General features: G+C 71.3%; 18 protein-coding genes and 1 pseudogene. 8 read left to right on the top strand and 11 right to left on the bottom strand.

What is annotated here, in order from left to right:
- Positions 1-135 precede the first annotated feature (135 nt).
- The 3 genes from ABZS97_RS35665 to ABZS97_RS35655 form a co-directional block, all read right to left on the bottom strand.
- Entirely contained in the window at positions 136-552 is a 417-nt protein-coding gene (locus ABZS97_RS35665) for a hypothetical protein (RefSeq protein WP_356144745.1), read from the bottom strand.
- 128 nt (positions 553-680) lie between these two features.
- Positions 681-1,349, bottom strand: coding sequence for a TetR family transcriptional regulator (locus tag ABZS97_RS35660; protein ID WP_356144747.1), 669 nt, complete (start codon positions 1,347-1,349; stop codon positions 681-683).
- A 201-nt stretch (positions 1,350-1,550) separates the two neighbouring features.
- On the bottom strand, positions 1,551-4,013 hold the full coding sequence (locus ABZS97_RS35655) for a SpoIIE family protein phosphatase (RefSeq protein WP_356144743.1): 2,463 nt from the start codon (positions 4,011-4,013) through the stop codon (positions 1,551-1,553).
- Between the two features lie 274 nt (positions 4,014-4,287).
- Between ABZS97_RS35655 and ABZS97_RS35650 the strand changes: the two genes are divergently transcribed.
- The 7 genes from ABZS97_RS35650 to ABZS97_RS35620 all read left to right on the top strand — a co-directional run bounded on the left by ABZS97_RS35650 (position 4,288) and on the right by ABZS97_RS35620 (position 13,113).
- Positions 4,288-5,379: a substrate-binding domain-containing protein gene (locus ABZS97_RS35650; RefSeq protein WP_356144741.1), complete on the top strand. Its 1,092-nt coding sequence runs from the start codon at positions 4,288-4,290 to the stop codon at positions 5,377-5,379.
- Positions 5,380-5,494: 115 nt separating this feature from the next.
- Positions 5,495-6,811, top strand: coding sequence for a sugar ABC transporter substrate-binding protein (locus ABZS97_RS35645; protein ID WP_356144739.1), 1,317 nt, complete (start codon positions 5,495-5,497; stop codon positions 6,809-6,811).
- A gap of 98 nt (positions 6,812-6,909) precedes the next feature.
- Positions 6,910-7,872 (top strand): sugar ABC transporter permease, encoded by a 963-nt coding sequence (locus tag ABZS97_RS35640; protein ID WP_356144737.1) that lies wholly within the window; start codon positions 6,910-6,912, stop codon positions 7,870-7,872.
- Positions 7,869-8,837, top strand: coding sequence for a carbohydrate ABC transporter permease (locus ABZS97_RS35635; protein WP_356144735.1), 969 nt, complete (start codon positions 7,869-7,871; stop codon positions 8,835-8,837). Before ABZS97_RS35640 ends, ABZS97_RS35635 begins: the two co-directional genes overlap by 4 nt.
- Before the next feature lie 2 nt (positions 8,838-8,839).
- On the top strand, positions 8,840-9,892 hold the full coding sequence (locus tag ABZS97_RS35630; protein ID WP_356144733.1) for a hydroxyacid dehydrogenase: 1,053 nt from the start codon (positions 8,840-8,842) through the stop codon (positions 9,890-9,892).
- A gap of 36 nt (positions 9,893-9,928) precedes the next feature.
- On the top strand, positions 9,929-11,479 hold the full coding sequence (locus ABZS97_RS35625) for an HAD-IA family hydrolase (protein ID WP_356144730.1): 1,551 nt from the start codon (positions 9,929-9,931) through the stop codon (positions 11,477-11,479).
- The gene (locus ABZS97_RS35620; protein WP_356144728.1) at positions 11,476-13,113 is read left to right on the top strand and encodes a glycoside hydrolase family 13 protein; all 1,638 of its coding nucleotides are present in this window, start codon (positions 11,476-11,478) and stop codon (positions 13,111-13,113) included. Before ABZS97_RS35625 ends, ABZS97_RS35620 begins: the two co-directional genes overlap by 4 nt.
- Before the next feature lie 23 nt (positions 13,114-13,136).
- Here the strand turns inward: ABZS97_RS35620 and ABZS97_RS35615 are convergent, their stop codons facing one another.
- Complete coding sequence (locus ABZS97_RS35615) at positions 13,137-15,590, bottom strand: polysaccharide lyase 8 family protein (RefSeq protein ID WP_356144726.1); 2,454 nt, start codon at positions 15,588-15,590, stop codon at positions 13,137-13,139.
- 170 nt (positions 15,591-15,760) lie between these two features.
- Here ABZS97_RS35615 and ABZS97_RS35610 point away from each other — a divergent pair, with 170 nt between their 5' ends.
- Positions 15,761-16,489: a peptidoglycan-binding domain-containing protein gene (locus tag ABZS97_RS35610; protein WP_356144724.1), complete on the top strand. Its 729-nt coding sequence runs from the start codon at positions 15,761-15,763 to the stop codon at positions 16,487-16,489.
- Positions 16,490-16,509: 20 nt separating this feature from the next.
- On the opposite strand, the gene ABZS97_RS35605 is transcribed toward ABZS97_RS35610, so the two are convergent.
- The 7 genes and pseudogenes from ABZS97_RS35605 to ABZS97_RS35575 all read right to left on the bottom strand — a co-directional run.
- On the bottom strand, positions 16,510-16,707 hold the full coding sequence (locus ABZS97_RS35605; protein ID WP_356144722.1) for a hypothetical protein: 198 nt from the start codon (positions 16,705-16,707) through the stop codon (positions 16,510-16,512).
- A 73-nt stretch (positions 16,708-16,780) separates the two neighbouring features.
- Positions 16,781-17,464, bottom strand: a complete 684-nt coding sequence (locus ABZS97_RS35600; RefSeq protein ID WP_356144720.1) for a UdgX family uracil-DNA binding protein — start codon at positions 17,462-17,464, stop codon at positions 16,781-16,783.
- Between the two features lie 112 nt (positions 17,465-17,576).
- The gene (locus tag ABZS97_RS35595) at positions 17,577-18,275 is read right to left on the bottom strand and encodes an alpha/beta hydrolase (RefSeq protein ID WP_356144718.1); all 699 of its coding nucleotides are present in this window, start codon (positions 18,273-18,275) and stop codon (positions 17,577-17,579) included.
- Between the two features lie 34 nt (positions 18,276-18,309).
- Positions 18,310-19,158, bottom strand: coding sequence for an alpha/beta hydrolase (locus ABZS97_RS35590; protein ID WP_356144715.1), 849 nt, complete (start codon positions 19,156-19,158; stop codon positions 18,310-18,312).
- Positions 19,155-20,165: an alpha/beta hydrolase gene (locus tag ABZS97_RS35585; protein ID WP_356144713.1), complete on the bottom strand. Its 1,011-nt coding sequence runs from the start codon at positions 20,163-20,165 to the stop codon at positions 19,155-19,157. The genes ABZS97_RS35590 and ABZS97_RS35585 overlap by 4 nt, the downstream gene beginning before the upstream one ends.
- Positions 20,166-20,333: 168 nt before the next feature.
- Positions 20,334-22,277: a phosphatase PAP2 family protein gene (locus tag ABZS97_RS35580; RefSeq protein WP_356144711.1), complete on the bottom strand. Its 1,944-nt coding sequence runs from the start codon at positions 22,275-22,277 to the stop codon at positions 20,334-20,336.
- A gap of 160 nt (positions 22,278-22,437) precedes the next feature.
- A pseudogene (locus tag ABZS97_RS35575) lies at positions 22,438-22,935 on the bottom strand (ATPase); the annotation flags it as partial.
- Between the last annotated feature and the right edge of the window lie 87 nt (positions 22,936-23,022).

The following is a 23,022-nucleotide window of genomic DNA, read 5'->3' as shown; positions in this document are numbered from 1 at the left end:
GAACTGCACTCGGGTGTCGTGGAGTTGCGGATGACCGGCTACGACGTGCTCAAGCGGGTGCAGATGCCCGCCAGGACCGACACGCGCCCGATGCGCCGACCTGCGCGCCCCCTTCGAGGGCGCCTGCGCGTGAAGTCAGTTCCAGCTCCCGTAGGTGCCTTCGATGAGCTGGAACACCGGCTGCTTGCGTACCGGGTCCTGGGCGGTGGCGAGTTGGACGCGGTCGCCGCTGTGGATCGTGGCGGGCGAGCCCATGACCCGGCCCCGGACGGTGAACCCCTCCGCCATCTCGATGAGGGAGACATTGCGTGCCGCCGGCGTATTGCGGTGGATCACGGTGGAGTGCCGTACGACGCCGGTCCCGGCGCTCGCCTCGGTCCGCAGGTCACTGCCCGCGCAGACCGGGCAGAGCAGACGCTGGTACATCGCGGTGCCGCACCAGTGGCAGCGCTGGAAGAGGACGGCGTCCCCGGCGCGCTCCTCTGGGGCCGCGTCGAGCACGTCCGTCGCGGGGCCTATCCCCGGATGAAGCGCGATTCCTGGGTGGTACACGAGGTCATCTCCCTGCGCTCGGCCGGAGTCCGATGTGCGCGGATCACCGTGCACGACCACAGGCTATGGCACTGAGTGCCACTCGTAAAGGCACTCGGTACCCTCAATCTGGAGAGGGCGGGAAACGCTCAGTCCCGGCCCAGCGTGGACTCGATCTCCTGGACGACGCGCCACATCGGCGCACCACGCCGGGAGACGACGACGACCACGTCCTCCCGCTCCTGTGCCGCCACGTCGCCCGGCGGGCCGCCGAAGGTAGTACGCACATATCCGAGCGCATGGTCCACCGGCGCCGTCGCGTCCCCCTGTCCGTCGGAGCGCAGCCAGGAGCGCAGGGCGTTGTTGTGCGCGGCGACCACCGCCGCGGCGATCACGTCGGCCTGCAGGGTGCCGTCGCGCCGGCCGGCGAAACGCCCGCGAAGATACTCGGCGAGGGCGCGCTCGTAACGCCAGACGACCGACAGCTCGTACGCGCGCAGGCCCGGGACCTTCTTGGTGAGGCGGTAGCGCTGTACGGAGAAGGTCGGGTTCTCGGCGTACATGCGCAGGACGAGCCGGGCGGCGTCGCAGACCCGCTGCACCGGGTCGTCCGCGTCGGCGCCGTCGCTCAGGAACGCCGTCATCTCGGCGAGGCAGCGCTCGTGGTCGGGGAAGACCACGTCCTCCTTGGACGGGAAGTACCGGAAGAACGATCGCCGTCCGACCCCCGCGAGCGACACGATGTCGTCGACCGTCGTCTGCTCGTAGCCGCGCTCCAGGAAGAGCTGAAAGGCCGCGGCGACCAGCGCGTCCCGCATCGGCGGCTTCGCGCTCGTCGCGTCGGCGGGCTCGCGGCGCCGGGATGCCTCGTTCATGCACGGGAAACTAGCACCGAACGGATGCTGTGGCACTCAGTGCGCATTTGAGAGGGAACTGAGTTCCTTGTCGATTCGGCGCGTCATCCGTGCTCGGCGCGGCGGCGTCCGAGCCGGGTACCAATGGGTCGCCGCCGTGCGCGTTCAGACCGGGGGTTCCGTGAGGGACTGCTCGGCCCAGATGATCTTCCCCTCCGCGGTGTACCGGGTGCCCCAGCGCTGGGTGAACTGGGAGATGAGGAACAGACCGCGGCCGCCCTCGTCGGTGGTCTTCGGGTGGCGCAGGTGGGGGGCGGTGGCGCCGCCGTCGGAGACCTCGCAGATCAGGGCCTGCTCAGTGATCAGACGCAGCCGGATCGGCCCGCAGGCGTGCCGGATGGCGTTGGTGACGAGCTCGCTCACGACCAGTTCGGTGGTGAACGCGAGGTCGTCCAGGCCCCATTCGCCCAGTTGCCGGGTGGCCGACTTGCGCGCCTCGGCGACGACGGCCGGGTCGAGGGACAGCTCCCAGGTCGCGACTCGCTCGGCGCCCAGCCGGCGGGTGCGCGCCATCAGGAGCGCCACGTCGTCGTACGGCCGCGTCGGCACCAGGTCGTCCACGATCGTGCGGCACAGCCCCTCCAGCGGCCGACCGCGTTGCTCCAGTGCCCGGCGCAGCCGCTCCCGGCCCGCCTCCGGGTCGCGTCCGGTACGGGGCGTGGCGATGAGTCCGTCGGTGTGCAGCGCGAGCACGCTGCCCTCGGCGAGGGACAGTTCGAGGGACTCGAAGGGCAGACCACCCACACCGAGCGCCGGTCCGGGCGGGAGTTCGGCGAACGTGACCGTGCCGTCGGGGTCGACGACAGCCGGCGCGGGATGGCCCGCGCCGGCCATGGTGCACCGCCCGCTGACGGGGTCGTAGACGACGTACAGACAGCTCGCGCCCATCGCCTGCATGCCGCTGGTGCGGGCGTCCGCCCCGGCACCCTCCTCCCGGGCCGTGCGGCTGACCAGGTCGTCGAGGTGGGCGAGCACCTCCTCGGGCGGCAGGTCGAGGTCGGCGAGGGTCTGCACGGCGGCGCGCAGGCGTCCCATGGCGGCGGCGCCGTCGATACCGTGCCCGGCGACCTCGCCCACCACCAGGGCCACTCGCGCTCCGGACAGCGGGATGACGTCGAACCAGTCCCCGGCCAGTCCCGTCAGCTCGTCGGCGGGCCGGTAGCAGGCGGCGACCTCCACCGCGCCCTGCTCGGGGAAGCCGTGCGGGAGCAGGTTGCGCTGCAGGACGAGGGCCGCGTCGCGCTCGCGGGTGTAGCGGCGGGCGTTGTCCACGCACAGTGCCGCCCGGCGCACGAACTCCTCGGCGAGGTTGAGGTCGTCCTCGTCGAACGGGTCCTGGCGATCGCGCCGGAAGAACGTGGTCACACCCAGCGTGGTGCCGCGGGCACGGATCGGCACGATCATCACGGTGTGCAGGCCGAGGTCGAGGAACGAGGCGGTCCGCCCGCCGGGCAGATCGGTGGCCCACTCCTTGGCCAGCGGGTCGAGCCGGGCCTCGCGCCAGGAGGCGCCGGTGGCCAGCGAGCGGATCGGGGGCGACCCGGCGAGATACGCGGCCACGTCCCCGATGCCGACGACGGCCTCGGGAACGCCCTCCCGCACCGATCGGTGTCCCGCGCGCCGCAGCGGCACCACCTCCGTGTCGCCGAGCGGACCGGACGGCGGTTCGGCGCCCCTGAGCACGGATTCCAGCAGGTCCACGGTGACGAAGTCGGCGAGGCCCGGTACGGCGACGTCGGCGAGCTCCTGCGCGGTCTGCATCACGTCCAGGCTGCGGCCGATGTGCTCCCCTGCACGGTCCAGCAGGGCGAGCCGTCGACGGGCGCGGTAGCTCTCGGTGACGTCAAGGACCGTGTAGTACACGCCGATCGGGTGGCCCTGGTCGTCCTCCAGCCGGATGAACGACATGGCGTGCGCCGTCTCGTGGTGCGGCGCCGACCGTACCCGGCCCACGTGTTCGTAGCCGACCACCGGCTCGCCGCTCTCCAGCACGCGACGCATCTGCTCTTCGAGGGTCTCGGCGTCCAGACCGGGCTGCACGTCGGCGAGTCGTCGTCCCAGCCGCTGCTGTGCGGGGCCTCCGCCGAACTGCTGGAGGGCGGCGTTCGACCACACGAACCGCAGGTCCGTGTCGACGATCGCGATGCCTACCGGTGATCGCGCCGACATCCGCTCCAGCACCGACCGGCTCATGTCCCAGCCCGGGCCCCCGGCCAGATCCGCCACCAGCGCCACCCAGCGGGCCGGGCCGTCACCGCCGACAAACGGGACGACCCGCACCATCACCCGCATCGGAAGCCCGGTGCGGTGCCGTGCGGTGAGCAGTCCCACCCAGCCGCCGTTGCCCCGGCAGTGGTGGGCCAGCTCGGGGAGGCGCGCGGCGTCCTCGGGCAGCAGCAACTCGGCGGCGTACCGGCCCAGGACCTCCGCGGCGGGATACCCGAGCAGCCGCTCGGCGTCCGCGGTCCAGCTCGTCACCGCCATCCGGGCGTCGAGCAGCACCGGCGCAGCGTCCGCCATGTCGAAGCGCTGCCCGGCCAATACGTCCGGTTCCTCGCTCGTACCCACCGAGGCCCTCTCCGCTCCCCGAAGGTGGTCTTACCCCCTCATGCCCATTCTTCACTTTGTATGACCACGATGCGGGCTATAGGAAAAGGTGGCGAGCCGGTGCCGGGGGATCCCGGGTGCGCTGCCCATGGCTGCAGCTCGGCCTGCGAAGACGCCTCGGCGATCGTGTTGAGCGTAAACGATCGATACGATTGTGGGCGTACAGTGAGCTGACGGGATCACGCTCCGCGTTCGCCCGTAGTTCGTCCGTCCGGCCTTGCCCCAGGGGGAGCCCATGCGATTGCACGTCGACCAGCGTCATGAGCGGGTACTGGAACTCGTCCGGCAGCGCGGCAGCCTCCGGGTCGCCGAACTCGCCGCCGAACTCGGTGTCTCCGCAGTGACCCTGAGGCGTGACGTGGAGGCGCTCGCCGCGCAGGGCCGGGTGCACCGCCTGCACGGCGCGGTGGTCTGGCCGGGTGACACGGCCACCGAACCGGGGCCCCGGCAGGGCGCCGCCGAGGGCACCGTGATCGGAATGATCGTCCCGACCACCAATTACATCTTCGCGGACATCGTCCGCGGTGCGCGCGAAGCCGTCGGCGCCCAGGGCGGCCGGCTCGTCCTCGGCATGTCCGGATACGTCGACACCGAGGACCCGGTGCAGGCGGAGCACCTGATCGCGGGCGGTGCCGAGGGACTGCTCGTCGCGCCCAGCTGGTTCGGCGGCGTGCCCGTCGCCGGCCAGGAGCAGTGGTTGCTCGACTGCGAGGTGCCCACCGTCCTGGTCGAGCGCTCCGCACCGGCCGGGAACCCCGCGGCGGGGCTCGACCGGGTGCGTACGGACCGGGCGCACGGGGCCGCGGTCGCCGTCGGCCACTTCGCGTCGCTCGGGCACCGCCGGATCACCGCGGTGCTGCAGGAGGGTCCGCACGCCACCCAGATCTCCGTCGGTTTCCATGCGGCCGTGCAGTCACTGGGCCTGGAAGTCGACACGGGCGCTCCGACGGTCCGGGAGCACGGGGACTACGAGGCCACCGTCGACTATCTGACGGAGGCGGTACGCAAACGCGGGGTCACGGCCGCGCTCGTGCACAGCGACGAGGACGCGATCGTGCTCGTCCCGAAGCTCCAGGCCCGGGGCATCCGCCTCCCGGACGACCTCGCGCTCATCGCCTACGACGACGAGGTCGCCGGCCTCGCGGACGTGCCCCTGACGGCCGTCGCGCCGCCCAAGCGCTCCGTGGGGGAACTGGCCGCGAAGCTGCTGCTGCAGCGGCTGACCGAACGCCGTGACGGCCGGGCCCCGGCGCCGCGCCAACACCTCGAACTGCTCCCGGAGTTGAGGGTCCGCTCGTCCTGCGGTGGTAAAACACTCGATTCCTGATCGCTGGACGATCGTTTTGATTGTCTTGCTCGAATGCTCTTGACTCTGATCGTGTGCGCACAAAAGATGTCCTGCATCCGCCTCTTCCCGTACGAGGTCTCGTAGGAGCCGTGCCATGTCGCGCACTTCACGTTTGTTCCGTACAGCCGCCACCGCCGCAGTCGCAGCCCTGGGCCTGCTCGCCACCGCCACCGCCTGCGGCGGCGACGGCGGCTCGACCGACGCCGCTTCGGGCGGCAAGCCGGTGACCATCGACTACTGGACCTGGACGCTCGGCGCCAAGTCGACCGTCGAGGCGTTCAACAGGACCCACAAGGACATCCAGGTCAGGTTCACCGAGATCCCGAGTGCCACCGAGGGCTACAGCAAGCTCGCCAACGCGGTGAAGGCGGGCAACGCGCCCGACGTGGCGACCATCGAGTACCAGATGGTCCCGGAGTTCGCGAGCCAGGGAAACCTGATCGATCTGACCAAGTACGCCGGTGAAACGGTCAAGTCGAAGTTCCCGAAGCCGCTCCAGGACCTGGTGACCTTCGGCGGCAGGACCTGGACCGTCCCCTACGACGCCGCGCCGCAGCTGTACTACTACCGGACCGACCTGTTCAAGAAGTACGGCATCGAAGTCCCCAAGACCTGGGGAGAGTTCAAGGCCGCAGCCGAGAAGGTCAGGAAGAAGGACAAGAACGTCCGCCTGGCCTCCATGCCCAAGTCCGACCCCGCGCTGCTGGCCGCCCTCTCCTGGCAGGCCGGCGGCAAGTGGTTCGCCACCGAGGGCGACGCCTGGAGGACCGGCGTCGACGACGCCGCGACGAAGAAGGTCACCGCCTACTGGGACGGCCTGGTCAAGGACGACCTGGTGCAGTCCTTCGCCGGCTACAGCCCCGAGGAGACCAAGGCCCGCACCTCCGGCAAAACCCTCTCCTTCCTCGGCGCCTCCTGGTCCGCAGGCGGCATGAAGACCGCGATGCCCGATCTCAAGGGCAAGTGGGCCGCCGCCCCGATGCCGAACTGGGGCACCGCGGCCAGCGGCAACTACGGCGGCACCTCCTACGGCGTCCTCAAGGGCAGCAAGCACGCCGAGGCGGCCACCGAGTTCATCACCTGGCTCACCACGAACAAGGCAGGTGTCGAGGCCCGCCTCGCCGACCTGGAGTCGCCGAGCAGTGCCCTGCCCGCCAACCCGGAGATGCGCGCGGTCGCCGCGGCGAAGTTCGACACCTCGTACCTGGACGGCAGCCAGGACCTCTACAAGCTCGCCTCCGACCAGGTCGACACGATCGTCCCCGGCTGGACCTGGGGCCCCGACCAGATGGACGTCTACACCGCGATCCAGGACGAGGCGGCCAAGTCCGGCTTCACCGCCGGCGTCGAGGCCGGGCAGAAGCAGGCCGAGTCGGGCATCACGGAGCGCGGGCTGAAGCTCGCCGAGTGACCTGAGGGTCCCGGCCCTCGGGGGCCCGTGCCGTCACGGGCTCCCGCTGCGGCCACACCCCGCCCTCCCTCAAGCGTCCACTCCGCCAAGGAGCCACCGTGGCAGCACCCCTCGCGGGGGCCGTGAAGGCCACCCGCCAGCCCCCGCCGAAGCCCTCGGGCACCCCGAGACTGCGGCGCACTCAACGCCGGGCCGCGGCCCTGTTCATCACCCCGTTCTTCGTGCTGTTCGCCGCGGTCATGGCCGCACCCATCGGCTACGCCGTGTGGATGAGCCTCTTCCAGGAGCACTCCTCAGGGCTCGGCTTCGGCGGCACCGAGCGGGTGTTCTCCGGACTCGGCAACTACACCAAGGCCCTGTCCGACGCGGGATTCCGGGACTCCTTCGTGCACATCGCGCTCTACTGCGCGCTGTACATCCCGGTGATGATCGGCGGCTCGCTCCTGCTCGCCCTGCTGGTCGACTCCGCGCTCGCGCGCGCCAAGCGGTTCTTCCAGCTCGCCCTGTTCCTGCCGCACGCGATCCCCGGACTGATCGCCTCGATCATCTGGATCTACCTCTACACCCCGGGCCTGAGCCCCGTCCTCGACTGGATCGGCGCCTTCGGCGGCACGTGGAACTTCTACAGCAACGACCATGTGCTCTCGTCGATGGTCAACCTGTGCGCCTGGCAGTGGATCGGCTACAACACGGTCATCTTCTACGCAGCCCTGCAGGCCGTTCCGCGCGAGACGATCGAGGCGGCCGTGGTCGACGGCGCGGGCGCCGTACGGACCGCCCTGCAGATCAAGGTGCCGCTGATCGCCTCCGCGGTCGTCATGACCGTGCTGTTCACCTGCGTCGGCGCGATCCAGATCTTCACCGAGCCGCGGCTCCTGAACCAGCGCGGTGCGCCCACCATCGACACCGAGTGGTCCCCGACGATGTTCATCTGGAAGGCCGGTTTCGTGCAGCACGACTACGGGCTGGCCGCCGCAGCGTCCCTGATGCTCGCCGTCCTCGGTATCGCCCTCTCCTACATCGTCACCCGGCTCGGCAACCGGTGGAAGGCGGCGTCATGAGCACCCTCACCTCCCGAGCGACGGGCCCGACGGACCCGACGAGCCCAGCCCGTCCGGACCGTCCGGACCGTCCGGCCCGGACACCGGCGGACCGCGAGTCCGCCCCGGCCGCCCGGCGCCGCACCACCTCCCGTGCCCTTCTCTCCAAGGGCGTCGTCAACGCCGTACTGATCGTCGCGGCCCTCTACACCCTGATGCCGGTCAGCTGGCTGCTCTTCGCCGCCACCAAGAACAGCCGCGACCTCTTCGGCACCTCCGGCTTCGCCTTCGGCGACTTCAACCTCTTCGCCAACCTGCGCGACGTTCTCACGTTCAACGACGGCATCTACCTGCGCTGGTTCGGCAACAGCATGCTGTACTCCGTGGTCGGTTCCGCCGCGTCGTCCCTGCTCTGCGTCGCCACCGGATACGCCTTCGACAAGTACGACTTCAAGGGCAAGGAGAAGCTGTTCGGCATCGTCCTCGGCGGTGTGCTGGTGCCCGCCACGGTGATCCAGCTCCCGATGTACCTGCTCGCCACCAAGGCCGGGGTCGTCAACACCTACTGGGCCCTGCTGCTGCCCGCCCTGGTCAACCCGTTCGGCGTCTACCTCGCCCGGGTCTTCTCCGAGGGATACGTGCCCGCAGAGGTACTGGAGGCCGCCCGCGTCGACGGCGCCGGCGAACTGCGCACCTTCGCCGGGATCGCGCTGCCGATGCTCGCGCCCGGCTTCATGACCATCTTCCTGTTCTCGTTCACCGCGAGCTGGAACAACTTCTTCGGCGCCCTCGTCATGCTGAACGACGAGAAGCTCTACCCGGTCAACCTCGGCCTGTTCATGTGGAACAGCGTCACGCAGCAGCAGCCCGAGTACTACGCGCTCGTCATCACCGGGTCCCTGATCGCCGTCGTCCCGCTGATCATCGCCTTCGTCTGCCTGCAGCGCTTCTGGCGTTCCGGCCTGACCGCCGGCGCGGTGAAGTGACCATGCCCGTACCGGAAGGCACCCTCCTGAACAGCTCGCCGCGCCCCACCGCACCCAGGCGCCCGCACACCGTCCTCGCCATGGGACACGAGATCCACCGCTCGCTGACCGAGGAAGGAGCCCTCGGCCGGCTCCACTCCGTCGCCGCCGTGGACACCGCCCACCTCACCGACTTCGCGGCGGCCGCCGACGCCGAACTGGCCGACGTGGAAGTCCTGTTCACCCACTGGGGCGCCCCCCTGCTGAGCGAGGACGCGCTGCGCCGTATGCCGCGGCTGCGGGCCGTCGTCCACGCGGCCGGGTCCGTCAAGCACCACGTCACCGCCGCCGTCTGGAAGCGGGGCATCACCGTCTCCTCCGCGGCCGGCGCCAATGCCCTGCCCGTCGCCGAGTTCACCCTCGCTGCCATCCTCTTCGCGAACAAGCGCGTCCTCGACATCGCCCGCGAGTACGCCCAGGCGCGCGAACAGCCCGCGCTCCTGCCGTACTTCACCGGATACGGCAACTACCACCGCACCGTCGGCATCGTCGGAGCCTCCCGCATCGGACGCCGCGTCATCGAGCTGCTCCGCCCGCTCGACCTCACCGTTCTTCTCCACGACCCCTACGTCGACAGGGAAGGGGCGCGCGCCCTCGGCGCGGAACTCGTCGACCTCGACGAACTCGTCCGGCGCAGCCACGTCGTGTCCATCCACGCACCCCAACTGCCCGAGACGCGCCACATGTTCGACACGCGCCGGCTCGCACTCCTGCAGGACGGCGCCACACTCATCAACACGGCGCGCGGATCCCTCGTCGACACGGACGCGCTCACCGAGCGTCTCCTTTCCGGTCGCATACACGCCGTGCTCGACGTCACCGAACCCGACACACCCCCCGCCTCCTCCCCGCTCTACACGCTCCCGAACGTGCTGCTCACCCCACACATCGCCGGCTCCCTCGGCAACGAACTCGGCCGCATGGCGCACTGGGCCGTCGACGAGGTGCAGCGCTACGCACAGGGCCTCCCGTTCCTGCACGGAGTCGGCCCCGACGAGCTGACCCGATCGGCCTGAGCAGCGTCCGCCCCCTCCTGCAGAAGGAATCCGACCATGCCTGCCGCGCGCCGCGTTCTGGTCGTCGGCATCGACGGCGTACGCCTCGATGTCCTGCGCCGACTGCCCACCCCGCACCTGGACGCCCTCGCGGCCGACGGGTTCCTCGCTCCCGTCGAGGTCGACGACCGTACGCCCACCATGTCGGGCCCCTGCTGGGCGACGATCGTCACCGGCGTGGGCGTCGACAAGCACGGTGTGTGGAGCAACGACTTCAGCGGTCACCGTCTCGACGTCTTCCCCGACTTCGCGACCCGCCTCGCCCAGCGGGGCCGCACCTTCGTCGCGGCGGGCTGGCGGCCGCTCATGCAGACAGCGGACGGAGGCCCGCTGTTCCGGGCGCCGTCCCGCAGTGTGTACGTCGCGCCGAGCGCGGACACCCCGCAGGCGTGGGAGGAATGCGACGAGCGGATCACCGAGGCGGCGTCCCGGATCCTCGCGGACGACGACCTCGACGCGTCGTTCGTCTACCTCGGTGCGCCCGACGAGACCGCGCACTTCCTCGGATGCGGGGTGGCGTACGAGGCATCGGTGCTCCGCGCCGACCAGCGTCTTGGCAGGCTGCTCGCAGCCGTGCGCAACCGACCCGCGTACGACAGCGAGCAGTGGACGATCCTCGTCGTCACCGACCACGGTCATGTCGACGCCGGTGGCCACGGCGGCCGTTCCCCGCAGGAGCGCACCGCCTGGCTGACCGCCGCGGGCCCGGGCATAGGGGCGGCGCCGCCGGAGGTACGCCATGTCGACGTCGCCGCCCAGGTCTTCGCCTCACTGGGCCGACTCGCCGACCGGCACTGGACGTTCGAGGGCCGCCCCTTCGCGGCCCGCCCGCACGCCGTGCTCCTCGACATGGACGGCACCCTCGTCGACACCGAGAAGCTGTGGCTGCGCACCGTACGCGCATGTGCCGCCGCCCTCGGCCACGAACTCGGCGCCGAGGACCTGCCCGGGATCCTCGGCCGCTCGGTCGGCGACACCGCCGCGCATCTGCACCGGGTGACCGGCCGTGACCAGGACGCGCTGGCCGGGGAGCTCGAAGCTGCCTTCCTGGCGGTCGTCGAGGCGGAGGCATCCCCGATGCCGGGAGCAACCGAACTCCTCGCCCTGCTCGGGGACCTGGGCATCCCGGCAGCCCTCGTCTCGGCCTCCCCCCGACCCGTCGTCGACGCCGTACTCAAGGTGCTGGGCCCCGACAACTTCCGTACGACCGTCGCCGCCGGCGAGACCCCGCGCACCAAGCCCGCCGCCGACCCGTACCTCGCCGCGGCCAGGGCACTCGGCGCGGACCCGGCGGCCTGCCTCGCCGTCGAGGACAGCCCCGCGGGCGTGGCCTCGGCGCACGCGGCGGGCTGCCGGGTGCTGGCCGTGCCCTCGGACCTGGCGCACGAGGAGATCCTGCCCACCCCCGGACGCACCCTCCGGTCGAGCCTGCTGGGACTGGAAGCGGCCGAGCTGTGGAATGCCGGACTGTGGCAGGGAGTTCATACGCGCAGCCCCGGCCTCGACGCACGCACCGTGACGCACCTCGACGATTGGCACACCGGATGACCGACGCAAGCCCCTGGTGGCGCAGTGCCGCCATCTACCAGATCTACCCCCGCAGTTACGCCGACGGCAACGCGGACGGAGTCGGCGACATCGCCGGAATCCGGGCACGTCTCACCCATCTGCACGACCTCGGCGTGGACGCCCTGTGGATCAGCCCCTGGTACGTCTCCCCGATGGCCGACGCGGGCTACGACGTCGCCGACTACAGGGACATCGACCCGCTGTTCGGCACCCTGCGCGAGGCCGAGGAGCTCATCGCGCAGGCGCACGGACTGGGCCTTCGGGTGATCGTCGATCTGGTGCCCAACCACTGCTCCGACCAACACCCCTGGTTCCGCGCCGCGTTGGCGGCGACACCCGGCTCGCCCGAGCGTGCCCGCTTCCACTTCCGGCCCGGACGCGGTGCGGCGGGCGAACTGCCGCCCAACGACTGGCCGTCCCACTTCGGCGGACCCGCCTGGCAGCGGGTCACCGAAGCGGACGGCAACCCCGGCGAGTGGTACCTGCACCTGTTCGCGCCCGGACAGCCGGACTTCAACTGGGACAGCCCCGAGGTGCGCACGGAGTTCGAGTCGATCCTGCGCTTCTGGTTCGACCGGGGCGTCGACGGCTTCCGCATCGACGTCGCCGACAACCTGGTGAAACAACCGGGCCTGCCCGATCTGGCCTCGATCGCCGAAGGCGCGCCGTCACCGGTCTCGGACCAGGACGGGGTGCACGAGGTGTACCGGGCCTGGCGGCGCATCGCCGACTCCTACCCCGCGGAGCGGATCTTCGTCGGCGAGCTGTGGGTGTCCGACCGGCAGCGCTTCACCCGCTACCTGCGCCCCGACGAACTGCACACGGGCTTCAACTTCCCCTTCCTGCAAGCCGAATGGTCGGCCGACCGGATGCGCGCCGTCATCGACGACACCCTCGCCGGACACACGCCCATCGGCGCCCCCGCCACCTGGGTCCTGTCCAACCACGACACCACCCGCCACGTCACCCGCTACGGCCGGTCCGACTCCGGGTACGGCTTCGACCGGCGCCGCCTGCACGGCACACCCGTCGACCTCCCGACCGGCACCCGGCGGGCCCGGGCGGCCGCTCTGCTGACCATGGCACTGCCCGGCTGCGTCTACCTCTACCAGGGCGACGAACTGGGTCTGTGGGAGGTCGAGGACATCCCGGAGCACCTCATCCAGGACCCCGCCTTCCACGGCACGAACGGCGCCGACCCGGGCCGCGACGGCTGCCGCGTGCCGCTCCCCTGGGAGGGCGACGCGCCACCGTTCGGTTTCAGTGGTCCCGGCGCCTTGGGCAACGGCAAGGAGCCGTGGCTGCCGCAGCCCGCGGCCTGGAAGGAGTACACGGTCGCGGCGCAGACCGGCGACCCCGACTCCGTGCTGGAGCTCTACCGCCGGGCGCTGGGGCTGCGCCGCGCCGAGCCGGGGCTGGGCGACGGTCCGATGCGGTGGCTGCCCGCCGGTGACGGCGTCCTCGCCTTCACCCGGCCGGGCGGCCTGACCTGCGTGGTCAACTTCTCCGGCAGCCCGGTCGAACTGCCCGGGCACGAAGCCGTGCTGCTCTCCAGCGCCGGTCTCGACGAGGGTCGGCTGCCGCCGGACAGCACGGTCTGGCTGCGTGGCTGAGCGTCCGACCGTGCTCCCGCGCCTCAGCCGAGGTGGACGCTGATCTTCTGGGTGACACCGGCGGTCGTGCTGAGGTCGCCGAAGGTCAGCGTCAGCGTGGAGCCGGTGGTCGCCGAGGTGACCGTGGTGGGCTTGGAGGTCACCGACGACACGGCCCTGTTCCAGGTGAGCGTGAGGCCGGTCTGCTTGCGCATGGGGTCGCTGACGCAGATCACCGCGGTGCCGTCGCTGTTCTCGTTGATCATCACGCAGCACGGGTTGCTCGCCGTGAGGGCTCCCACAGTGCCGCCGAACCAGAAGTTGACGCCGGTGAAGCCGAGCGAGGGGACGGCGATGCCCTGCTGGTTGTCGGTGTTGGCGAGGACCGACAGCCAGCTCGTGGCGGCGGCCCGGGTCTGCGTCTGCGCGGCCGTCGCACCCGGCATGAGGAGGTAGGCGTACGCGGCGTCGGTGGGATTGGTGCCGTGGTCGACGTACAGGGTCAGGTACTTGCGGTTCAGCACCGTGGAGCCGCCGCCCTTGTTGATGTCGCTCCACTTGCCGTCGCGAGCCTCGCGCAGCGCCTTGACGGCGGCGCCGCCGGGGAAGACATAGCCGCCGTGCCCGCCGATGTGGGCCCAGCCGGCGCCGGTGAGCGTCTGCGACCAGGGGTAGGTGAGCGGCTTGGTGACGCCGTCGACCTGGAACGAGGTGTTGCCGGTGGGGCCGAGGTTGCGGTTGTCCACCGTCGACTCCACGGCCGTGCCGTCCGTGCACTTGATCCCGGCACCGAGACAGACGATCGCGTCGTCGAGACAGAACCACGACTTCTTCGCCAACAGCGTGCTCTGCAGGCCCTTGACGTACTGGCCGATCGCGGCCCGACGGCCGTCCGTGGTGCCGCCCACCCAGTTCACGTCCGGCAGCGAGGCGCCCCAGTCGCCGCCCGCGGCGTCCGCGAGGGGCCGCCGCGAGGTGGTGGTGCCGGGCAGCCGGTAAGGGTCCACCGTCGGCCAGAAGGCGTCGCTGTACTGCCCGTTGCCGAATGTGTCGCCCCACCAGTAGAGCATTCCGGCACCGGTGTGCCAGCCGTGCAGGTTCTCCCCGTTGCCGGTCTCGTAGTACGTGATCCGGCGGTCGGCCATGCTGATCGACGCGGCCCAGCCGGGGCGGCGGTGCGTGGCCCGGGCCATGTTGGTGAACAGTCGGTGCCCGGTCGGCTCGGCGATCACGGAGACCGAGGTGTCGTCCACAACGCCCTTGATCCGGGCCAGACTTGTCAGGCTCAACGACGGGTCGCTCATGGGCGGGCTGTAGTAGTCCCGCTGTATCCAGCCCTTCACGAGGCCGCGCCAGCGTGTGTTCTCGGCGCTGCTCGCGCCCTGGCCGAGCAGCACGATCGACGCGAGGATGGGATGACCGCGCAGATGGTCGTCCTGCTGGATCTGCTTGGCGTCGGCCGCGGCGAGGCCCCGGCTGACCGCCCGCCCCGACACCCCGTCCATGACGAGCCCGTTGTAGAGGAACGGCGCCCAGGCGCTCTCCACCGCGTCGAACACGATCTGCCGCTGGGCGTCGGTGACCTCCCAGCTGGACCCGGCGAGCAGGGCGAAGAGCAGGCCGAGCCCGCCCAGCATCACCGAGCCGTACGAGCCGGTGTAGGGGACGGTGGTGTGCTGGATGAACGAGCCGTCGGTGTAGAGCCCGTCGCCGCCGGTCACGTACGGGAAGACGGGGGAGAGCGCGTCACGGGCCAGCGCGATCTTCGCGGAGCTCGCGCCGACGACGCCCCGCAGGGCGAGGACCCGGCACAGGTCGACGCGGTTCGCGCCGGTGCTCGTCCCGCTGTAGACGGAGACGGCCGAGTCGGGCACGAAGTGGTCCACGGCGGCGAGGTAGCCGGCGAGCTGCGCGGCGGACAGCTCGTCGTACATCAGGACGCACACGTCGAGCAGGGCCTGCGGCGCCCCGATCTGCCAGCTGTACCAGTTGCCGTAGCGCGTGCGGCTCTCGTTGTAGACCTCGGTGTGGAGGTGGTCGAGGCCCGTGAGGACGGCGTCCCTGAGCGTGGTGTCGCCGGTCAGGCCCGTACCCGGCTGGGAGTAGGCCTGGGCGAGCGTGTTGAGACGGGTGAAGCTGGCGTGCATGTTCCCGGAGTAGCCGTACGACTCCTGGTCAGTGTCCGGTTCGGGGTCGGCGTAGACCAGGTCAGGCCAGAGCGATCCGGACGTCGGTGCCATCGTGGAGCGCAGGGTGCTCGCGGTGGTGCCCAGTTCGGCCAGGCGGCTCTTGAAGGGTTCGGCGGTGGGGCTGAAGCCCTCGCCGAGGACGAGGGTGCGCCACTTGGCGCGCAGGGTCGCGAACTCGTCCGAGGCCTCAACGGCGTCGGTGGTGGCGGTGGACATGAGGGGGGAGGCGCCGGCGGTGGTGTGCACCCCGAGCGCGAGCGCGGTGCTGCTTGCGGCCAGGAAGCCACGGCGGGACCAACGAGTCGTCATGACGGCGGTTTCTAGCATGGATTCGCTCAAACGCTCAACGATTCTTGCTCAATTGATCGTATCGATCGCTTAATGAGGTGGGTGAGGGGCTGAACCGGCGGGCCGACGCCCGCGTATCTCTCCTCGGGGATGGCGGGAAACCGCACACACGAGAGGAGAGCAGTGTGTCGATGCCGCCCAAATCCGGGCGTCCTGCGTGGCGCCCGGCACTCGAACCCACCCGCGTCCAGCTCCGCCGCAGGTCGGAGGCGCTGGCAGAGCTGGTACGGCAGGTACGTGAGAACGACCGTCGCGCGGAGCCGGAGGAGCACGACGAACTCGTCGAGCCCGTAGCGGTGGCCGTGGCCACCGCACCACGGTTTCTGCCGACCCCGGAGGACAACGAGACCGAAGAGCTGCCGCCGGTGGCCACGGAGACGGCCCGCTTAGGAAGCCGGAACGCGAGAGCGGGCGCAGGCCCCCGCGCGGGCGGTCGGCACTCGGACCGCGGGCGTGAGGCGGTGATGCGCCGGACCGCGATCGGTCTCGCCGTGCTCGCGGCGGCCCTGGCCGGCTTCGCCGCCGCGCTCCTGCTGCCCGGCGACGACACGGACAAGCAGGCGCGGACCTCCACGCCCCCTTCGACGGCCCCCGGCAACAGCGCCCCCAGCGGGGCCGCCGACCCGGACGGCGCGGGCACCTTGCGGGAGGGGGACAGCGGCCCGGAGGTCACCGAGCTCCAGCAACGGCTGCTGCGCATCCCCGACGTGTACGGCAACGGCGCCACCAGCGGCACCTACGACGCCACCCTCTCCGCCGCCGTGGCCCGTTTCCAGCTCTGGTACGGCATCCGCGGCGACGAGACGGGTGTGTACGGCGACGACACCCGCCGGGACCTGGAATCCCGGACGACGCCTTAGCCGGGGGCGCCCGCCTCGGTCTAGTCGGAGGGGTGTCCCTCCACGGTCTTCCGGTTCGCGGAGCGGCTCGGGGTGAGCGGGTCACCCGACCCGCCTCGCCCGCCCGACGAGGTGTCCACGTCGTCCTCGGCTCCCTGCTGCTTGACCTCTTCCAGTACTTCCTCGGTCGCGGTCCGGGTCGGCTTCTGGCGCCTGAGCAGGCGCGGAATCTTCGTCATTCGCATCGAGTACCCGAAGATCCACGGTCAAGTCAGGAACAGAGGGGAAGGCCCGCCCGCCTGCCTGGTCCGGTCAGCGCTCCAGCGCCCGCGCGGCCACGCGGAGGTCCGACAGGAAACCCGCGTAGGCGGCTTCCCGGTCGTCGGCGCGGAGGACGGCCGAGGGGTGCAACGTCGCCACGAGCCAGCGCTTCCGCTCGGCCTGATCCCCGCCCTCGACGTCGTACTCCTCGGGAAGGGGGATGAGCGTGCCGCGGTCCTTGGTGACCCGGAACGACCTGCCGAGCAGTGCCTTGCCGGCGGTCGCACCGAGCGCCACCACCACCTCGGGCCGGACCAGGTGCAGCTCGGCGAGCAGCCAGGGCCGGCAGGCGGTCAGCTCCCGAAGGTCCGGCGCTTTGTGGATACGGCGTTTGCCGCCCTCGCTCCGGGTGAACTTGAAGTGCTTCACGGCGTTGGTCACATACGCCGCGCTCCGGTCGATGCCCGCTTCCTCCAGGGCCTTCCCGAGCAGCCGCCCGGCCGGGCCCACGAAGGGCTCGCCCTGCCTGTCCTCCTGATCCCCGGGCTGCTCCCCGACGAGCACGAGCCGCGCCGAGGTGTCGCCCTCGCCGAAGACGGTCCGGGTGGCGTCCTCGAACAAGGGGCACCCCCGGCAGTCGGCCGCGGCCCTGCGATGCGCGGGGAGGCCGCCACGCTTGGGCAGATACGGTCCGGCGTCGTACGCGGACCCTTCCTCCCCGGTCTGCGTTCGCACCTGCACGTCACCTCCGGGCTCCGTCTCCCGCAGTACCCCTTCCGAGCCTTTCGACCCGCGGGTCCGGTCAGCCGCCGGGAGGATGCCGTCGGTGACATGCCGACGCGTGGGGTCAGCGTGTGGCGGACCGCAGCAGGATGCGGGCCAGCTCGTGCGGCTGGGAGAACATCGGCCAGTGGCCGGTGTCCATCTCGACGAGCCGCCAGTGCTCGCTCTTCAGCAGCTCCGCCGCGTCGTCGTTCGGTTCGTCGCCGTCGAGCAGGCACTTGATGTACGTGGTCGGGAGTTCGTCGAGCGGCCGCTCCAGTACGGCCGGATCGGACAGGGTGGCGCCCGGCTGCGGGGTCGAGCCGCCGGCGATGCGCGAGATCTGCTCGTCGGTGAGCCCCTGCCCGTCGTACTCGGCCGCGGTCAGCGGCGGCCAGTTCCCCTGGTGCTCGTCGAGTACCGCCTGCAGTCTCTCCGGGCCCTGCCACCACGTGGAGACGAACGACTCACCGTCGGTGGGCACATTGGCGTCCACGTACACCACCCGCGCCAGCCGGTCGCCGAGGCGGCCGGCGGCCTGGCCGACCGGAATGCCCGCATAGCTGTGCCCGACCAGGACGACATCGCGCAGATCCAGACGCTCGACCTCGCCGACGATGTCCCGCACATGGGTCTGCGGCCCGACCGGCACGTCCTGTCTGTCGGCGACGCCCGACAGAGTCAGCGGATGGACGCCGTGCCCGGCCGCCCGCAGCTCGGGCACCACGTCGTCCCATGCCCACGCTCCGAGCCATGCGCCTGCCACGAGTACGAATTGCGTCATAGGGGAAACGTATCGCAGCACGCGGACATCGGCCTCAGGTGACGTGCGGGGCGCGGGTGAACTCCCCGACGGCACGCGCGAGTTCCGCGGGCCGGTCCAGGGGGACAAGCGTGTAGCTGTCGGCCACCTCGATCAGCCGCCCCTGCGGGAGGAGCCGGGCCAGACGGCGGCCGTGCTCGGGCGGCATCACCCGGTCCTCGCTCGCCCAGACGACGAGCGCGGGGCGCTCGAAGTCCGGCAGCCGTTCGGCCGCGGTGAGCAGCAGGCCGGTGTCCGCGGCCGCCGCGCGCAGGACACGCACGGTGTCGCGGCGGATCTCCTGCTGCCGCAGGACGGGCCTGATCCACCGGGCGGTGGCGGCGTCGCCGCGCTTGGTCAGCCGGCCGAACGCGATCGGGAGCCGTCGCAGTGGCCGCAGTCGCATCTGCTGCATGAAGAGTCCGAACAGTCGCGGTGAGAGCCTGCCGGTGAGTACGAGCGTCCTGCCGGTCAGCCCCGGCGGGAAGTTGTCGAACGCGTCGCAGGAGACGAGCACGGCCCGTCCCACCGCGGGCGCCCCCTCGGCCATGAGCAACTGGACCAGCGCCCCGCCGGTGTCACTGCCGACGAGGGTGACATCACGCAGGGCCAGCCGTTCGAGGAACTCCACGACCAGCCGGGCCACTCCGGGCAGCGACAGGTCCGTGCCGGCTCGCATCCCATGACGGTGCGCACCCAGGGGCAGCGTCGGCGCCACGCACCGATGCTCGGCGGACAGCCCGGCGATCGTCTCGTCCCGCAGCGTGGCGTCCATCATCAGACCGTGCAGCAGCACCACTACGGGGCCGTCGCCACCGGTGTCCGTGTACGTGAGGGTCCCGGCCGACAACTCGATTCGGTTCATGACGCCTCCCCGGTTCGCACGGCGGGCCGGTCGGCGCCCGGTTCCGGTGCCTGCAGCAGTTGCCGCCGCAGGAAGGACAGTTGGGCATCGACAGCCTGTTCGTGGGCGTCGAGGAACGGGGCGTAGTGCCCGCCGGACAGCCGCACCAGTTCGGCACCCGGCGTCCGCCGTGCCGCGTCGACGGCTCCCGCGGGATACGCGGTCCGGTCCTTGTCGCAGACCAGTACGAGGAGGGGGCAGCGCACCCGGGAGGCGAAGCGTCCTGGCCGGTGCAGGGCGAGGCGCAGGCCGGAGCCGGCGGCGACCTCCTGGAGCCAGTCCGGATAGCGGTTGCCGGGATTGAGCGCGCGGGCGGTGTCCGCGGCGTCCGGGGTGGTGATGAGCGCGACGGTGCCCGGTTCGCCGGACAGTGGCACCAGCAGGGGCGGCCGGCCCAGGAGACCGCCGATCGTGTCGAGGACGGCCCGGCCGAGGAAGCGCAGCATCGCCGACGGTGTCTGGTGCCGGCCGGTGTGGAGCGTGGCGGCCAGGCCGCCGACGTTCGGCGTCTGGGCGATGACCGCCCCGAGCCGCGGATGGCGCGCCGCCACGCGCAGAAGGTGACCGCCTGACGCGGAGAAGCCCCAGAGGGCCACCCGTCGCGGGTCGACGTCCGGCAGGGTCGCCGCGTGGGTGATCGCCGCGTCCCAGTCCGCCAACTGTTCCTTGATACGGAGCACTTGGCGCGGCCGGCCCCCACTCTCGCCAAGGCCGCGGTAGTCGAAGGCGAGGACGCCGAACCCGGCCTCGTGAAACCGCCGTGCGAACTGGTCGGTGCCGGGCTCCTTCGTCACGGCGAACCCACCCGCCATGATCACGCAGGTGCCGTTGGTCCCCGGATAGTGCCAGGCGGCGCACTCGGTTGCGTCGACGGTGAAACGGACCGCGCGCCGCCGCGCGGGCATCTGCGTCGCGGCCTGCGGGCCGGTTGCGGGCGTCGGATTGCTGCTGGGATCGGTCACGTTCATGACGGCCTCCTGTGCATGCCGGAACTCGGCGCGTCCGAGTGTCCGCACTCAAGAGGGAGCGACGAGCCGAAACGTGACATCGGCATGCGAAGGCCGTGGGAACGCACGAGCGGTGGCCGCGCGAGAACCGACGCGCGACCACCGCTGCTGCTCAGGCGACCGGCAGGGTCACCGCTTCACGAGCCGTACGGACAGTCCGTCGCGGGTGTGCACGGGCAGCGCCCGATACCCGTCGGCCTGCACCACGATCTTCCCGAACTGCCCGCGCAGGGAACGCGTCCGGATGACCGGGAGCACGCTGCCCGCGGCCGGTGGACGCCGGGTGTCCAGCCGCAGCGAGAGCACGCTGTCGCGGTCCAGCAGGGCCCGCCGCTCCACCGTCAGCGGCGCCGCGCAGCCCGCGCCGAGCGTCACCTCCAGCGTCGCACCTGCTGCCTGTGCGTAGGCGCCGCACACCCGCACCGGCGTCGCCGCCCGCAGCAGACCGCCCTGGACACGGACGTCGCCGTGGCCCAGCGCCTCCGCGGAGCCGGCGGTCAGCGCCCCCTCCTCCACCAGCGTGCCGCCCGTGTAGGAGTTGGCCCCCGTCAGGGTCAGCGCCCCGCCGCCGCGCTTGACCAGACTGCCGTGGCCGGAGATGTCGTTGCGCCAGGTGTCGGCAGCGCCGAAGCCGCCGTCCGCGGCGTCCAGGGTGACGTGCACGTCGGAGTCGAAGGCGCCGTACCCGTCGGCGGCGGCGAACAGGTTGAGGCGTCCCCACTGCTCGGGGCCGTCGAGCAGCACGTACCCGGACGGCAGGGCGGTCGTGCGGAGCACCTCGCGGCGCTGGGCGGCGTCGAGGTAGGGGAGCCGGGTCTCCAGCAGGACTTCGGCGCCCTTGGGCACGGTCAGGTCCTCGCTGCGGCCGTGCCGGGTGAGGACGTACGTCAGCCGGGGCTTGAGCGCGCGGGCGTTGGCGGCCCGGTCGGCGTACGGGTCGGAGTCGAGACCCGCGGAGTGCGCGTAGGCGTACAGGGTGTCGGCCGTCGTTCCGGTCTGCTGCTGGAAGTACGCGGCCGCCTGGGCGCGTGCGGCGGCCTTGAGGGTCGCGTTGTTGGGGTCGGCGAGCGTGGCGGCCGTCAGGGCGGTGGCCATGACGCGGCCGCCGATGACGTCGACGGTGGAGTGCATGCCCGAGACGATCCGGGTGTGGCTGAGTTCGTAGGCCCGCGCCACCATCTCCTGGAAGCGCTCGGGCACCGCGTACGCGAGCGCCAGTCCGGCCAGGTGGAAGGCGTTGGTGTGGCCGCTGGGGAAGCCGCCGTCGTCGGCCGGGGCTGCGGAGCGCTGGCGCAGCAGTTGCGGAGCGACGACCACCTCGGAGTCGTAGACCGGGAAGCCGAGCGCGTCGGTCGTGCCGGTGTCGACGACCTCGCTGTCCTCGTTCATGCGCCACGGGCGCGGGTAGAGGTAGGCGTACTTGGACGGATTGCCGGAGGCGAAGTTGCCCCGCACGGTGTCGACCAGTTCGGCCACCTTGCCGAGCGCCGAGTCGTGGGCGCCCGCGCCGAGGGCGGATCCGGCGGGAGCGCCGGCCGGCACCGCGTCGTCGATCTTGGTGGCGGGAGTGCCGTCGGGGGCACTGGTGATGGACGTGACCGCCTTGGCGCCCGCCTTGTAGAGGTCGGCGAGCGGGCCGAGGCCTGCGATCACCGCGTAACTCTGGTGCTGGCGGTCGTAGATGAACGCCTCGCGCGCCTGGGCGTCGGTGCGGGTCGTCGTGATTTGGATGCAGTAGCGCATGTTGGCGCGCAGTACCTCGGGCATCAGCGGGGTGCCCGTGTTCCAGGCGTCGCCGGTCTTCCACACCTTGCTCATGCCGCCGAGGACGCGGACCACCGCGTTGGTCTCGGGCGTCTGGTTGGCCATGACGTTCGTCGTGTAGTCGTCGACGAACGCCGCTGGGGCGGTGGCGGCCTTGGCGTCGGCGGCGGCCAGCCAGGTGACGGCCGTGGGGGCGGCGAGCACGCCGACCGACACGCCGAAGGAGCTTTTGAGGAACACGCGCCTGTTCAGGGCACGTTCACTGGCACGGGCCGACTGGGTGGACTGCTGCCCGGCTGGTGACGGCATGCGATTGCCTCTCCTGAAGTGTGTGGGGTCCTCTGCGGCCGTGCGGGCCGGTGCGGTCGTAGCGGAGCGACCGCGCCCTGGGGCGAGGACGGGAGTCTTACGAGCGAAGATCTACGGCCGGTTCATGTCGCGGGGGAGAAGGACGAGCGGCACGGCGGTGTCATGGGAGCGAACGCGCGAGCGCCACGGCTCCCTCGACCGGTGGCACGCGCAGCGGTTGCGGGCGTGCCGTCGGCAGGGTCTTGGCCAGTGAGGTCGTGAAGGCGCCGTAGAGGGCGGGTTGGGCGAGTACGGCGCTGCCCGCGACCACGACGTCGTCGACGGCGACCCCGCGTTCGGCGAGCCGCACCACGAGGGCGGCGAGGGAGCGACCGCCTTCGGCGATCACGTCACGGGCGAGCGCTGAACCCGCCTCGGCGGCGGCGAACACCGCCGGAGCGTGCCGGCCCCACTCGGCGGAGAGGTCCGTGGCCCGCTCCAGTGCCGCGCCGAGCGCCGGTACCTCGTCGACGCCGAACGCGCTGAGCAGGCTCTCGGCGAGCTCGTCGGGTTTGTCGCCGCGGTCGTGCGCCGCCCAGGTGGTCCGTACCGCCTCGCGCACGAGACCGGCCGAGCCGCCCTCGTCGCCCAGCACCGCTCCCCAGCCGCCGACCTGGACGTGCGGGAGGGGTGAAGGAACGTCCGAACGTCCGGAATATGCACAGGTCAGCCGAGAAAATGCGCTCACATGGGGAAGGGCCGGACA

It is taken from the genome of Streptomyces sp. NPDC005485, from assembly GCF_040606085.1.
GTDB lineage: Bacteria > Actinomycetota > Actinomycetes > Streptomycetales > Streptomycetaceae > Streptomyces.
Note: the sequence above shows the minus strand (reverse complement) of the source record. Positions and strands in the feature narration are given on the sequence as shown.